We start from the raw sequence: 14343 nt of genomic DNA on the forward strand, positions 1-14343 counted from the left end.
ATATTTTAGGAGGTGCCCTTTTCATGGCACATGTAATTGCAATTGCCGGCAAAGGCGGCGTAGGCAAGACAACCCTGACAGGACTTATCATCCAGTATCTGGCTGAAAAAGGCAAGGGTCCGATTCTTGCAGTAGATGCAGATGCCAATTCAAACTTAAATGAAGTTCTCGGTATGGAACTTGAGGCAACTCTGGGCGATATCCGTGAGGAAGTGGCCCGTGCGGAGATGTCAAAAGAAAATCCCATTCCGGCCGGAATGACAAAAGCGGATTATATGGAGTTCAAGTTTGATGATGCATTGATTGAAAATGATGATTATGACCTGCTTGTCATGGGACGTACCCAGGGGAAAGGCTGCTACTGCTTCGTAAATGGACTTCTGCAGGCTCAGCTTGCAAAGCTGCAAAAGAATTATCCATATATCATCGTGGACAATGAAGCCGGTATGGAGCATATCAGCAGAGGCGTTCTTCCCAATATGCAGACAGCGATTCTGGTCAGCGACTGTTCCAGAAGAGGTGTACAGGCAGTGGGCAGGATCGCGGAACTGATCAAAGAATGTGACATGCACCCGAAGCAGGTTGGTTTGATCATAAACCGTGCACCGGGCGGGGTACTCAATGCGGGCACAAAAGAGGAGATTGAGAAACAAGGCCTCACCCTTTTGGGAATCGTACCGCAGGATGAAACTGTATATGACTTCGACTGCGACGGTACTCCGATCGTGAAGCTCCCGGAAGATTCACCGGTGAGAACAGCGGTCAGGGATATTGTGAGCAAGCTGGAGTTATAAAAACCGGGGAAGCGGACCCGGATAAAAAAGCAAAAAGAGGCGAAAACAAGGAGGATATTCATGAGTGAATTCAAATTAACCACAGTAGAAGAATTTGAAGCTGCTACTGCACGTCTCCTGGAAACAGGTGCAAAAGTCGGCGCTGACGCTTGGCAGTTCCGCGTAAAAAATCAGACACCCCATTGTAAATTTGGTGAAGAAGGCGTTTGCTGCCGTATCTGTACAATGGGACCATGCCGTATCACAAAAAAGGCTCCGAGAGGAATCTGCGGATGTGATGTACACGGTATTGTAGGTCGTAACTACCTGAAATTTACTGCAGGCGGTTCTGCAACACACTCTGACCATGGCCGTGAAATCTGCCATACCTTATATGAATCTGCAGCTGATGGCTGTTATAAGGTAAAAGATCCGGATAAACTGATCCGTATCGCAAAAGAGTGGGGGATCGAGACCGAAGGAAAAGATATTTATGATCTGGCACACGAAGTTGCTGAGACAGGTCTGATGGAGTATGGTAAACCATTCGGAACACAGAGATTCTTAAAGAGAGCGCCGGAGTCACAGCAGGAACTGTGGGAAAAGAATGAACTTGCTCCAAGAGCAATCGACCGCGAGGTTTCCTGTTCCTTACATATGAGCCATATGGGATGCTCTTCCAAACCGGAAGCGCTGGTAAAACAGGCCATCCGTGCAGGCTTAAGTGATGGATGGGGCGGTTCCATGATGGGAACAGAGTTCTCAGATGTATTATTTGGAACTCCGAAGCCGATTGAGACTGAAGCAAACTTAGGAGTTATGGTTGAGGATAATGTCAATATCGTTGTTCATGGACATGATCCGAGTCTTTCTGAGATGATCTGTGAATTCGCAGATGATCCGGAAATGATAGCATACGCAAAAGAGCAGGGTGCAAAAGGCATCACTGTATCTGGTGTGTGCTGTACTTCAAACGAAGTTGCAATGCGCCGCGGAATCCCCATGGCCGGTAACTTCCTGCAGCAGGAAAACGTTGTTCTGACAGGTGCATGTGAAGCGATCGTCGTAGACGTACAGTGTATCTTCCCGGCACTTGGTCCTTTAAGCAAATGTTTCCACACAAAATTCATCACGACTTCTCCGATCGCTCAGATGCCGGATTCTGAATTCATCAGATTCGATGCGCACACAGCAGGCGAGAAAGCAAAATTGATCGTTAGGACAGCTATTGAGAACTTCAAGAACAGAAAACCTGAACTGGTACATATTCCGCAGCTGAAGCAGAAAGCAACTGTCGGATACTCTACAGAAGCTATCGTTAAGGCTCTGGACGGCGTAACCAACTCACAGGTAGACGAGCTGGGAACCACAAAACCGTTATTAGAGTGTATCACCTCCGGTGTTCTCCGTGGTGCTGTCGCAATGGTTGGATGTAATAACCCGAGGGTTCGTCCTGACTTAGCTCATATTGAACTTATGAAAAAACTGGTTGCTAACGATATCATCATCATCGCTTCCGGATGTTCTGCACAGGCAGCTGCAAAAGCAGGTCTGATGGACAAGAGAGCGAAAGATGTCTGTGGCGCCGGACTTAAGAGAGTTTGTGAACTGGCTGACATTCCGCCGGTACTGCACATGGGCTCCTGCGTAGATATCAGCCGTATGCTGGTTCTGGCAGCTACCCTGGCAAAAGACGCAGGTCTGCATATTTCCCAGCTTCCGGTTGTTGGATGTGCTCCTGAGTGGATGTCTGAAAAAGCAGTTTCTATCGGTAACTATGTAATTGGTTCCGGTATTGATACCTTCTTAGGTGTTGACCCATATGCCTGCGGTTCCAGTGAAATGGTTGAAATCCTGACCAACGGAACAAAAGAATGGGTAGAAGCTGCATTTACAGTTGAAAAAGATATTGAAAAACTGGGCGATGCTATGATCGCAAAAATCGAAGAGAAGAGAGCTGCTCTTGGAATCTAATCTTTATCAGGAAAGGTGAATGACATGAAAATTGCAGTGACAGGAAAAGGCGGCGTTGGAAAGACTACTTTTGCTGCGACGCTGGCGCGTTTATATGCGGATGAGGGAAGAAAGGTGCTTGCTGCGGATGTGGATCCGGATGCGAATCTGGGGCTGGCACTTGGGTTTGATGATGAAACCCTGGATGCTATCATCCCCATAACAAAGATGCGGAAGCTGGTGGAAGAACGTACCGGAGCTAATGAAGAAAATCAGTTCTACCGGATCAATCCAAAGGTGGACGATATCCCGGATACATGTTCCAAAGAAGTGAACGGAGTCAAGCTGCTTGTGCTTGGTACTGTGGAAACCGGCGGCGGCGGTTGTGTATGCCCGGAGCACGTTATGCTTCGCAGAATCATCAATAATTTGGTGCTTCACAGGGATGATGTAGTGATCATGGATATGGAAGCTGGATTAGAGCACCTCGGCCGGGGTACTACGGAATCCATGGACCAGTTTATCGTGGTCATAGAACCGGGCGCCAGAAGCGTGCAGACCTATAAGAATGTGAAAAGGCTGGCAAAGGACCTGGGCGTAAAACAGGTGCGTGTTGTGGCTAATAAGGTTCGGAACGAAGAGGATGAGGCGTTTGTAAAAGGGCACATACCGCAGGAGGATCTGCTGGGATTCATTCACTATAATACCGAAGTGATGGACGCGGACCGTCAGGGCAAGTCTCCATACGACTTCAGCAATACTGTAAAAGAGGAAATTACAAACATTAAACACATAATCGAGCAAGGATTATGAGAAGGTCAGGAGGAAGAGAACATTGACATTATTTGAAACCGTATTTAGTGGAAATGACGCTGTCTATGGATTAACAGAAGGCGCTATTAATGCTGCTATCGAACAGCATGGTGCTGACAAAGCTGTCAGCTTCCCGAACACCGCTTACTGCTTACCGTGCTACTATGCAGTGACAGGTGTGAAGGTTAAAACTTTAGGAGAATTAAAAGAAGCTTTAGGTGTTGTAAAAACTTTGATGACAAGAGAGCTGAGATTAAATGACGTATTTATGTCTGGCGTTGCAACTGCTCTCTGCGCAGAGTTTATCGAAGTTCTGAAATATATTGACGGTGCAGAACCGTACACAGAGCCCTGCTACGGACATCTGGCAGATGCTGTGATCCGTGAACTGGGTGTACCCCTTGTAACAGGTGATATCCCTGGTGTTGCTGTTATTCTGGGAAGCGCTCCTACAAAAGAGGAAGCAGTTGCCCTGGTTAAGAGCTATCAGGCACAGGGTATCCTGGTAACACTGGTTGGCGGTGTGATCGACCAGGTTGCTGAAGCCGGCATGAAGACCGGTGCAAACTTACGTGTTATCCCTCTGGGTAAAGACGTGACAAGTGTGATCCATGTAGTATCCGTTGCATTAAGAGCAGCGCTTATCTTTGGTAATGTAACACCCGGAGATGCAGCGAATCTGATGAAGTACACCTTCGAGCGTGTACCGGCATTCGTAAACGCATTTGCTCCTCTGGATGATGTGATCGTTGCCTGCGGTGCAGGTGCCATTGCACTTGGCTTCCCTGTTATCACAAACCAGGAAGGCGTATCCACAGTACCGAAGAGCTTGATCTTACAGCCGGATGTTGCTAAATTCAACGCTACATCCCTGGAAGCACGCGATATCAAGATCAAGATCACCAATATTGATATTCCGGTTGCTTTTGCATCCGCATTCGAGGGTGAGATCATCCGCCGCGGCGACATGCAGGTAGAGTTCGACGGTTCCCGTGTAGACTGTGCAGAGCTGGTTCAGTCAGCAGAGGCTACAGAGATCGAAGACCACAAGATCACCGTGATCGGACCGGAAGCAGATGAAATGGAACTGGGCAGCAAGAACAGCATTGCTTATGTTGTAAAAGTTGCAGGCAAGAACATGCAGTCTGACTTTGAGCCGGTTATCGAGCGTAAATTCCATAACTACATCAACTGTATCGAAGGTGTATACCACACAGGACAGCGTGATATGCAGCGTATCCGTATCAGCAAGGATGCATTCAATGCAGGCTTCCGCCTGAAACATATCGGTGAGGTTCTGTACGCATCTGTTAAGAATGAATTTGATGCCGTTGTTGATAAATGTGAAGTTGTTATCTACACAGATCCTGCAGAGTGTAAGAGAATCCGTCACGAAGTGGCAATCCCTACATTCAACAAACGTGATGACCGTCTGAAATCCCTGACAGATGAGTCTGTAGAAGTATACTACAGCTGTATCCTGTGCCAGGCATTCTCCCCGTCTCATGTATGTGTGGTAACACCGGAACGTCTGGGCCTGTGCGGTGCCGTTTCATGGCTGGATGCAAAGGCAACCAACGAGCTGGATCCCAACGGACCATGCCAGGTTATCACAAAAGAGAAATGTATTGATGAGAGAATCGGTGAGTACGAGGACGTAAACGAAGCCGTACGCAAATTCTCCCAGGGTGCTCTGGAAGAGGTATCTCTGTATTCCATCATGGAAAAACCGATGACAAGCTGCGGATGCTTTGAGTGTATCTGTGGTATCGAGCCATTCTCCAATGGTGTAGTTATTACAAACCGTGAGTATGCAGGTATGACACCACTTGGAATGACCTTCCCGGAACTGGCTTCCATGACAGGCGGCGGTGTGCAGACACCAGGCTTCATGGGACATGGAAAACACTTCATCGGTTCTAAGAAGTTCATGAAGGCAGAGGGCGGTATCGAGAGAATCGTTTGGATGCCGAAAGAGCTGAAAGAATTTGTTGCTGAGAGACTGAATAATACAGCAAAAGAATTATACGGTATCGACAACTTCACAGACATGGTTGGTGACGAGACTATTGCAACAGATCCGGAAGAATTAGTTGCATTCTTAACAGAAAAAGGACATCCGGCTCTGGGTCTGGATCCAATGATGTAAGATTTTGGAAGACAAAATCGCTTAATTGTAGTATCATGTAAACGGTGAATGCGCGTTTTACCGTGTTCACCGTTTATAAAAAATATATTAAGGAGGCTAATGAGAAATGCCGTTTAATCAAAAACCACAGAAATTCAATGCAAACATAAACACAGTTGAAATTGGCTGCGGGGACAAAGCAATCAAATTAGGAGGGGAATGTACATTTCCTTTCTATTCCTTTGATGCTCCCACGGAAAATGCACCAAAAGTAGGCGTGGAAATTTCCGATATGGGACTTACCAATGTTCCGGGAATCCAGGAATATTATGCAGGTGCTGCCACAATGGCCGAGATCGCAAAAAAAGCGGAAGCAATGGAAGGTGCGGACTTCGTATGCTTACGTCTTGAAGGCGGGGATCCGAACGGCGCAGACAAATCTATTGATGAACTGATCGCAGTTGTCAAAGAAGTCGGCGAAGCTGTTTCCTGTCCTTTAGTTGTTGAAGGATGCAAGAATGTGGAAAAAGATTCTGAATTACTGCCGAAAGTGGCAGAAGCACTTCAGGGCAAAAATGTTTTAGTCCTTTCTGCAAGAGAAGAAGATTACAAAGCAGTTGGTGCAGCAGCAGGCCTTGCTTACAATCAGAAGGTTGGAGCAGAATCCGCAGTGGATATCAACCTGGCAAAACAGCTTAACGTTGTTACAACTCAGTTAGGCGTAAAAGCTCAGGATATCGTAATGAACGTTGGTTCTGCAGCAGTAGGCTATGGTTTTGAGTACGTGGTATCCACAATGGACCGTATTAAAGGTGCAGCTCTTTCCCAGAATGATAACATGTTACAGATGCCGATCATCACTCCGGTTGCCGATGAGACATGGGGAGTAAAAGAGGCTATGGCTTCTGAGGAAGATATGCCGGAATGGGGACCGCTGGAAGAGAGAGGTATCAGTATGGAAGTACAGACAGCAGCAGCAGTTTTAGCTTCCGGTTCTGACGCTGTCATTCTGAGACATCCCAAATCTGTTGCAACAATCTCAAAAATGATTAAAGAATTAGTGTAATCGTAGAACAGGAGGATAAAAACAAATGGGATTATCAGGTATTCAAATTTTTAAACTGACACCAAAAAAGAACTGTAAAGAGTGCGGCTGCCCAACATGTATGGCTTTCTCCATGAAAGTGGCTCAGGGTGCTCTGGAAATTTCCAAATGCCCGCATATGTCTGAGGATGCTCTGGCTCAGTTATCTGAGGCAACAGCTCCGCCGATGAAGACGATCAAAGTCGGAAGCGGTGACAATGAATTTACTTTAGGCGGCGAGACTGTTTTATTCAGACATGAAAAAACTTTCGTAAGCAAAACAAGATATGCAGTTTCCCTGTGCACATGTATGGATGATGCTGCGATCGACGCTAAACTGGCAGCAATTCCGAAGGTAGACTACGAGCGTATCAGCGAGAGAATGTTCGTTGAAATGATTTACGTGAACTACGAAGACGGCGCTGACAAAGACAGATACGTTGAAATCGTAAAGAAAGCAGCAGCTCTTGGAAGAACTTTAGTTCTGGGCTGCAAAGATATCGAAGCTGCAAAAGCAGCTCTGGCTGTTTGCAAAGACGGCAAACCGGTATTAAACGGTGCGGATGCTTCTAACTACGCTGACATGAGCGCAGTTGCAACAGAGGCAGGTGTTGTACTTGGCGTTACAGGTGCTGACCTGAATGAGTTATATGATACAGTTGCAGCTCTGGAAAAAGCAGGCAATAAGAATCTGATTCTGGATGTTGGAACGAAATCCATCAAAGAAGCTTACGGCAATGCTGTACAGATCCGCCGCGCAGCTTTAAAAGATCAGGACAGAACCTTTGGTTATCCTACACTGGTAAACCTGTCAGTTCTGGCACATGGCGACAGAAACCTGCAGCAGGCACTGGCTTCCATGTTCACAATGAAATATGGTTCCATTGTGGTTATGGAGCAGCTTGAGTACGCAGAAGCTCTGCCGTTATTCGGTCTTAGACAGAACGTATTTACAGACCCGCAGAAACCAATGAAAGTGGAACCGGGTATTTATGCTTTAAATGGTGCAGACGAGAATTCTCTGTGTCTGACAACCGTAGACTTTGCTCTTACATATTTCGTGGTATCCGGAGAGCTGGAGCGTTCCGGTGTGCCATGTAACCTGATCATCAGTGATGCAGGCGGACTTTCTGTATTGACCGCTTGGGCTGCAGGCAAATTATCTTCCACTTCTGTATCCAAATATATTCAGGAAAATGTAGAAGATAAAGTGAAATGCAGAAAACTGATCATTCCGGGTAAAGTTGCCGTATTAAAGGGTGATATCGAAGCAAAACTTCCGGGTTGGGAAGTGATCGTTGCTCCGTTGGAAGCAGTTCAGTTAGTAAAATTCTTAAAAGACCTGACTGCATAATATGAGAAATACAGGCTGACAGAAAGGAGGCTTTTTCTCCCCCTTTCTGTCCAGCCAAAATGAATAATATAAAAGGAGAACTATTATGGCAAAGTTTGTTACAATTGGTGAGAGAATTCACTGTATATCCCCGTCTATCCGCAAAGCGATGGCAGAGCGTGATCCGGAACCAATCTTAAAACGCGCAAAAGAGCAGTTAGAGGCTGGTGCTACATATTTGGACGTAAACATCGGACCGGCTGAGAACGACGGAGAAGATTTAATGAAATGGGCGGTTCAGCTGATCCAGTCCAACTTCGACAATGTTCCTCTGGCACTGGATACTGCCAACAAAAAAGCAATCGAGGCAGGTATCTCTGTATACAACAGAAGCAAAGGAAAACCGATTGTAAACTCTGCTGATGCAGGCGGAAGAATCGAGAATATCGACCTGGCTGCAGCAAATGATGCTATCGTAATCGCTCTTTGCTCTGCAGAAGGTATTGCAGCAGACAACGATGAGCGTATGATGCACTGCCAGAACATGCTGGAAAGAGGTATGATGCTGGGGATGGAGCCTACAGACCTGTGGTTTGACCCGTTATTCCTGGTTGTAAAAGGAATGCAGGACAAACAGATGGAAGTTCTGGAAGCGATCAAAATGTTCAGCGATATGGGACTGAATTCCACAGGCGGTCTGTCAAATAACTCTAACGGTATGCCGAAACATATCCGTCCGATCATGGATTCCGCAATGGTTGCAATGTGCATGATGCAGGGATTAACCTCCGCTATCGTAAATCCATGTGATTTAAGACTGATGGAAACAATTAAATCCTGTGATGTTTTCAAAAACAACACATTATACGCTGACTCTTACCTGGAAATTTAATAGCAGGCAGAATCGTGTAACAAAAAAAGCGCCGGGGATATTTTTATCGCCGGCGCAGATAAAAATATACAGAAAGGCTAAATTCCTATGTTCAAAGTGACTTTTATGTTTGAAAATGGCGAAGACGTCACAACTTTCGCCCAGGAAGGAGAAATCCTTTTAGAAGTAGCGAGAAAAACGAATGTGGCTATTGATGCCCCCTGTTCCGGCAATGCCTCCTGCGGTAAATGCAAAGTAAAACTGGTGACAGGTGAAATGAATTCTCCAAAGACCCGCCATATCTCCAATGAAGAGTATGCAGAGGGCTGGAGACTGGCATGTGTGAGCAAGCTGACAGGTGATGTGGAGGTACAGGTACCCGACATTGCATCCGCTTACAGAAGCCGGATGAAAGTCGCAGATTTGAGTTCCAAGGAGGAGATTGCCATATTTGAACAGGCAAAATCCGATGTGGAAGCAGCAGGAATTGTCTTGAAAAATAGTCTGGATATTATCCATGTGACCATGGATGAACCGTCTCTGGATGACACCATGCCGGATAATGAGCGTCTGATGCGGGCAATCAAAAGAGAGACCGGTGTGGAAAGGGTGCGTCTGCCTTATTCTGCACTTAGGAAAATATCTGTTGTTTTCCGTGAGAATCATTTTGATGTAAAATGCATTGTGCGCAGAACAGAAGATGATATTTTCGTGTATGACGTCTATGGCAGAGATGAAAAAGTAGTCATCGGCGGTTTGGCTGTTGATATTGGTACAACTACGGTGTCTGCACTGCTGATCAATATGCAGACAGGTGAGATTCTGGGAAAAGCATCAGCCGGAAATGGTCAGATTCGTTATGGTGCGGATGTTATCAATCGTATTATTGAATCTATGAAACCGGGTGGTAGCGTGAAACTGCAGCGTGCAGTGGTGGAGGAAACCATCAATCCAATGATTGAGCAGATGTGCCGGTCCTGTGGATTTAGACCTCTGCATATTTACCGTATGTGTATTGCGTCTAATACTACTATGAACCATCTGCTGACAGGAATGAATGGGGATCCGATCCGTATGGAGCCATATATTCCTACATTTTATAAAACAAATTCACTTTTTGCCTCTGATATTGGAATCAGGGTAAATCCGGATGCCCATATTATACTGGCGCCTAATATTGGAAGTTATGTGGGTGGAGATATCACAGCAGGTACGTTGGTCAGTATGCTGTGGAATCGTCCTGAATTTTCCCTGTTTATTGATTTAGGTACAAATGGCGAGCTTGTATTTGGCAATTCAGACTTTATGATGAGTTGTGCCTGCTCTGCAGGGCCTGCCTTTGAAGGCGGGGATATCAGCTGCGGTATGCGCGCCACGGACGGCGCTATCGAGGCCTGTACCATTGATGCAGAAACCATGGAACCCAGTTTTTCTGTCATAGGGGATCAGGGTGAGAAACCGATCGGTCTCTGCGGTTCCGGTATCATTGATGTGATCAGCGAATTATTCCGTACCGGTATCATTAATCCGAAAGGAAAGTTTATCCGGGAGGGGAAACGTGTCCGCCATGATGAGTATGGCATGGGCAGCTATGTGCTCGCCTTCGAGGAGGAGTCGGGCAGTGTCAAGGAAGTGGAGATCAATGAGGTGGATATTGATAATTTCATACGGGCTAAAGGTGCTATTTTCTCAGCTATCCGTACCATGCTGTTATCCCTTGATTTTGATATTTCCATGATTGATGATGTCTATGTGGCCGGAGGAATAGGCAGCGGCATCAATATGCAGAATGCCGTGAGAATTGGAATGTTCCCGGATATTCCTTTGGAGAAATTCCATTATATCGGAAACTCTTCTCTGTCCGGTGCATATACAATGCTCCTTTCAAAAGAAGCAGAGCAGAAGTGTTATGAAATCGCATCCAATATGACATACCTGGAGCTTTCCGCTGTACCCAGTTATATGGATGAATTTGTAGCATGTTGTTTTATACCACATACGGATACGTCTTTGTTTCCGTCTGTAACAGAAGAATAGAAGTGCGCGATGGGGACTTTTATTGTCACGAATAAATAGACTGACTGAGGTGAAAAGATGAATTTTGAATACGCAAAGGACAGTAAAGAGCAGCGTCCTTATGAGCATTATCTGAACGCATACAGAGAGATGGACCCGAAAGAAATCAGCGGGCGGACCGGAATTCCTTATGATGAGGAAAAGGGGCTTTTTACCGTGAAATTGATGGGAAGTACATACCAGGTATCTTTTCCGGATTATGAAATTCATCACGTGGAGGATTGGGCCAAAGTATATCCTCTGGAGGAAGCCATGAACGCTAAAATTCTCATTGTCCGTTTTTTGACAGAGAGAAGTGCAGCACCAGCATCAGGAAAATTTGTGACCTATCATGATGTTCCCTGGGGTGAGGTATACTTCCGGCAGTTTCAGGGCAGGTGCCTGTTCCGTCTGGCATTTGGCTATGGAAATAAGCTGCCTGTGTTCCGGAAGATTATGGAGCACTTGGGAGCAAAAAAATGTTCAGAGGGAGACTGTTCCTATGAATTGGAATTTATGGACAATTTGTATGTGAAATTTATCTTGTGGGAAGGGGATGACGAATTCCAGCCTTCTGCACAGATATTATTTTCTGATAATTTTGCCGTCTCATTTGCCGCGGAGGATTTGGCGGTTGTGGGCGATATCAGCATTAACATGATGAAAGCATTGGAAAAAAAGTTGTCTTAAATAAGATTGTTATAGTAGAGTAGGTATTACGCGTTAAGTGTCATGGGATGGGAAGTTGTCCATGAACGAAGGCAGCCGCAAGGCTCCACGATGTAATATTGCGTCCGCTACTACATTAAAGACAGATATGAATTCTTCTCTTTGGTGTAGTAAACTACTATGCCATAAGTATACAACGAGAAGGGACAGTTATGCTGTTCCTTGGAGACAACAGATGAAGGAGGATTTATATCTGATGAAAAAAGTGAATAATGTGAAAGTTTTGGCATTTACGGGTGTTCTGGTGGCAATGAGTATTATCCTGACCAGGGTAGTTGCGATTCCCATTGGTACCAGTATTCGGCTTACCGTAGGTCAGACTCCGGTATACCTCTGCGGCTTTTGGTTTGGCCCTTTGGTTGGGGGAATCTGCGGCTTTTTATCTGATTTCCTTGGGGCGATTCTTCAGGGTTATGCGCCAAATCCCATGATTTCTGTCACTGCTGTTCTGGCTGGCGTGCTGCCGGGACTGTTTCGGCATTTTTATGCAAAGAAACTGGAAATCTGGCATGTACTTGCAGTGATTGTAGTTCATGGAATCGTAGGTTCTCTTGGATTTACATGTCTGGGACTTCATATGTACTACGGAACACCGTGGGCTGTTTTGTATGCCCAGAGACTGGTTCAGACGCCTCTTCTGGCAACTCTGAATACGGTGCTGGTGTTCTTCCTCTACAAGAGCCCTTTGACTGCTATGGTAAATAAGAGCACTATGCTGAAAAATGGGTCTGTAAATGTATCTGACCACGCAAAATAATTCCCGAAAGGGAGTTGATATAAAGCTGGAGAAATCCGGCGATCAAAGAAAGAGAGGTATGTGAGAGATGGGATTTTCAACTGTACCATGTAATGAATTTGTGGAAGTATTAGCATCAAAAGCACCGGTTCCGGGCGGCGGCGGAGCATCTGCTCTGGTTGCCGCAGTGGGAACAGCCCTGGGTAATATGGTGGGCAGCCTGACTGTGGGCAAGAAGAAATACGCAGAAGTAGAAGACGAGATGTGGGAGCTGAAGAAGAAATGTGATGCTCTGCAGAAAGATTTCTTACGTCTGATTGAGAGAGATGCAGAAGTATTTGAACCCCTGTCAAAAGCCTATGGTATGCCTCGTGCAACCGAGGAAGAGAAAGCGGAAAAAGCCAGAGTGATGGAAATCGTTCTGAAAGACGCCTGCTCTGTACCCATGGAAATAATGGAAAAGTGCTGTGAAGCCATTGAAGTGATCGTAGAATTTGCAGCAAAAGGTTCCACACTGGCCATCAGTGATGCAGGTGTAGGAGCAGCATTCTGCAAAGCAGCGCTGAAAGGTGCCAGCCTGAATGTATATATCAACACAAAATCCATGGCTGATAAAGCTTATGCGGAAGAGCTGAATAAAAAGGCTGACGCGATGTTGGAGAAGTATACAAAAATCGCTGATGAGACCTTTGACAGTGTACTTTCCAGACTGAAATAATAGTATCATAGTTTTGTCTTATAATGACACAAGGGAAGATAAATATTGCAGAGTGTCATTTCAGAGAAATCTTATACCGCAGGCGAATGCGGTATAAGTTATGGTATGCCCGGATGGGTATGATAAAAAGATGCAGGAGGATTCATAGAGAATGGCGAAAAGATTACTGGGTAAGGAAGTAACAGCAGCATTAAATGAGAGAATCAAAGCGGATGTGGCAGCACTGGAGGAGAAAGGCGTAAAACCGACTCTTTGCATTATCCGTGTGGGTGAAAATGAAAGCGATATCTCCTATGAGAGAGGCGCAACCAAGCGCTGTGAAACACTGGGTGTTGCATGTGAGAAAATTCTGCTTCCGGCAGATGTAAGTCAGGATGAGCTTTTGGCAGCCATTGATAAAGTGAATAAAGATGACAAGGTTCATGGTGTTCTCTTATTCCGTCCGCTGCCAAAACACCTGGATCAGTCAGTGATTGAAAACGCACTGGATCCGGCCAAAGATGTTGACTGTATGACAGATGGCTCCATGTCAGGCGTATTTACAGGAAAGAATGTAGGTTTCCCGCCATGTACACCCCAGGCATGTATGGAGATTCTGGATCATTACGGAATTGACTGTACAGGTAAAAAAGCAGTAGTTGTGGGACGAAGCCTGGTAGTAGGTAAACCGGCAGCTATGATGCTGATCAAGAAAAATGCAACTGTTACAATCTGCCATACCAGAACTGTGGATATGCCTTCTGTAGTAAGAGAGGCAGATATCGTTATCGTTGCGGCAGGCCGTGCCGGCGTTATTGATGATACTTATTTAAGCGCAGGTCAGACCGTAATCGACGTTGGAATCAACGTAAATGCAGAAGGTAAACTCTGCGGAGATGTTGATTTTGAGAAGGCAGAGCCTGTTGTAGATGCCATCACACCGGTTCCGGGTGGTGTTGGAAGTGTAACAACTTCCGTTCTGGTTGGACATGTAGTGGAAGCTGCAAAACGCAAATTTGCATAAGGACAGCGTAAAAGTAACTGTTCCGTACCTTCACAGTCACATATAAAATCCTTGCAGAATGGCCTTTTGCCATAGGATTTTTGTGGCTGCGGAATGTTTTCTTGCGGTCAGTGCAGTCAATGCGCAGGTTTACGGAGGAGTTACGAG

Annotated in this window: 12 protein-coding genes and 1 riboswitch; all 12 genes read left to right on the forward strand. The window is 45.8% G+C overall.

Translation table 11 applies throughout. The annotated features are described in order from the left end of the window. The first annotated feature begins 23 nt into the window (after nucleotides 1-23). Nucleotides 24-794 (forward strand): ATP-binding protein, encoded by a 771-nt coding sequence (locus tag A4V09_RS05535; protein ID WP_065541463.1) that lies wholly within the window; start codon nucleotides 24-26, stop codon nucleotides 792-794. A 60-nt stretch (nucleotides 795-854) separates the two neighbouring features. Further along, nucleotides 855-2747: an anaerobic carbon-monoxide dehydrogenase catalytic subunit gene (cooS, locus tag A4V09_RS05540; RefSeq protein WP_065541464.1), complete on the forward strand. Its 1893-nt coding sequence runs from the start codon at nucleotides 855-857 to the stop codon at nucleotides 2745-2747. Between the two features lie 24 nt (nucleotides 2748-2771). After that, nucleotides 2772-3539 (forward strand): ATP-binding protein, encoded by a 768-nt coding sequence (locus A4V09_RS05545; protein ID WP_065541465.1) that lies wholly within the window; start codon nucleotides 2772-2774, stop codon nucleotides 3537-3539. 22 nt (nucleotides 3540-3561) lie between these two features. Further along, nucleotides 3562-5688, forward strand: coding sequence for an acetyl-CoA decarbonylase/synthase complex subunit alpha/beta (acsB, locus tag A4V09_RS05550; RefSeq protein ID WP_065541466.1), 2127 nt, complete (start codon nucleotides 3562-3564; stop codon nucleotides 5686-5688). Between the two features lie 106 nt (nucleotides 5689-5794). After that, nucleotides 5795-6733, forward strand: coding sequence for an acetyl-CoA decarbonylase/synthase complex subunit delta (gene acsD, locus A4V09_RS05555; RefSeq protein ID WP_065541467.1), 939 nt, complete (start codon nucleotides 5795-5797; stop codon nucleotides 6731-6733). A gap of 25 nt (nucleotides 6734-6758) precedes the next feature. Then, on the forward strand, nucleotides 6759-8105 hold the full coding sequence (acsC, locus tag A4V09_RS05560) for an acetyl-CoA decarbonylase/synthase complex subunit gamma (protein ID WP_065541468.1): 1347 nt from the start codon (nucleotides 6759-6761) through the stop codon (nucleotides 8103-8105). 85 nt (nucleotides 8106-8190) lie between these two features. Continuing rightward, complete coding sequence (gene acsE, locus A4V09_RS05565) at nucleotides 8191-8976, forward strand: carbon monoxide dehydrogenase/acetyl-CoA synthase methytransferase subunit (protein WP_018597554.1); 786 nt, start codon at nucleotides 8191-8193, stop codon at nucleotides 8974-8976. Nucleotides 8977-9063: 87 nt separating this feature from the next. Next, nucleotides 9064-10992 (forward strand): corrinoid activation/regeneration protein AcsV, encoded by a 1929-nt coding sequence (acsV, locus tag A4V09_RS05570; RefSeq protein ID WP_065541469.1) that lies wholly within the window; start codon nucleotides 9064-9066, stop codon nucleotides 10990-10992. A gap of 57 nt (nucleotides 10993-11049) precedes the next feature. Continuing rightward, nucleotides 11050-11700 carry a DUF3786 domain-containing protein gene (locus tag A4V09_RS05575; protein ID WP_065541470.1) on the forward strand — a complete coding sequence of 217 codons (651 nt, stop codon included), beginning with the start codon at nucleotides 11050-11052 and terminating at the stop codon, nucleotides 11698-11700. A gap of 13 nt (nucleotides 11701-11713) precedes the next feature. After that, a riboswitch (THF riboswitch) is annotated at nucleotides 11714-11812 on the forward strand. A 102-nt stretch (nucleotides 11813-11914) separates the two neighbouring features. Next, on the forward strand, nucleotides 11915-12496 hold the full coding sequence (locus tag A4V09_RS05580; protein ID WP_162291101.1) for a folate family ECF transporter S component: 582 nt from the start codon (nucleotides 11915-11917) through the stop codon (nucleotides 12494-12496). Nucleotides 12497-12563: 67 nt separating this feature from the next. Beyond that, on the forward strand, nucleotides 12564-13193 hold the full coding sequence (locus A4V09_RS05585) for a cyclodeaminase/cyclohydrolase family protein (RefSeq protein WP_065541471.1): 630 nt from the start codon (nucleotides 12564-12566) through the stop codon (nucleotides 13191-13193). A gap of 151 nt (nucleotides 13194-13344) precedes the next feature. Further along, the gene (locus A4V09_RS05590) at nucleotides 13345-14196 is read left to right on the forward strand and encodes a bifunctional 5,10-methylenetetrahydrofolate dehydrogenase/5,10-methenyltetrahydrofolate cyclohydrolase (protein ID WP_065541472.1); all 852 of its coding nucleotides are present in this window, start codon (nucleotides 13345-13347) and stop codon (nucleotides 14194-14196) included. Nucleotides 14197-14343 lie beyond the last annotated feature (147 nt).

The organism is Blautia pseudococcoides, from assembly GCF_001689125.2.
GTDB classification, from domain to species: Bacteria; Bacillota; Clostridia; order Lachnospirales; family Lachnospiraceae; genus Blautia; species Blautia pseudococcoides.

What these genes read in the sequence shown, in the direction of transcription:
- A4V09_RS05535 (WP_065541463.1), top strand. Translation starts at nt 24, where the DNA reads ATGGCACATGTAATTGCAATTGCCGGCAAAGGCGGCGTAGGCAAGACA.
- cooS (WP_065541464.1), top strand. Translation starts at nt 855, where the DNA reads ATGAGTGAATTCAAATTAACCACAGTAGAAGAATTTGAAGCTGCTACT.
- A4V09_RS05545 (WP_065541465.1), top strand. Translation starts at nt 2,772, where the DNA reads ATGAAAATTGCAGTGACAGGAAAAGGCGGCGTTGGAAAGACTACTTTT.
- acsD (WP_065541467.1), top strand. Translation starts at nt 5,795, where the DNA reads ATGCCGTTTAATCAAAAACCACAGAAATTCAATGCAAACATAAACACA.
- acsC (WP_065541468.1), top strand. Translation starts at nt 6,759, where the DNA reads ATGGGATTATCAGGTATTCAAATTTTTAAACTGACACCAAAAAAGAAC.
- acsE (WP_018597554.1), top strand. Translation starts at nt 8,191, where the DNA reads ATGGCAAAGTTTGTTACAATTGGTGAGAGAATTCACTGTATATCCCCG.
- acsV (WP_065541469.1), top strand. Translation starts at nt 9,064, where the DNA reads ATGTTCAAAGTGACTTTTATGTTTGAAAATGGCGAAGACGTCACAACT.
- A4V09_RS05575 (WP_065541470.1), top strand. Translation starts at nt 11,050, where the DNA reads ATGAATTTTGAATACGCAAAGGACAGTAAAGAGCAGCGTCCTTATGAG.
- A4V09_RS05580 (WP_162291101.1), top strand. Translation starts at nt 11,915, where the DNA reads ATGAAGGAGGATTTATATCTGATGAAAAAAGTGAATAATGTGAAAGTT.
- A4V09_RS05585 (WP_065541471.1), top strand. Translation starts at nt 12,564, where the DNA reads ATGGGATTTTCAACTGTACCATGTAATGAATTTGTGGAAGTATTAGCA.
- A4V09_RS05590 (WP_065541472.1), top strand. Translation starts at nt 13,345, where the DNA reads ATGGCGAAAAGATTACTGGGTAAGGAAGTAACAGCAGCATTAAATGAG.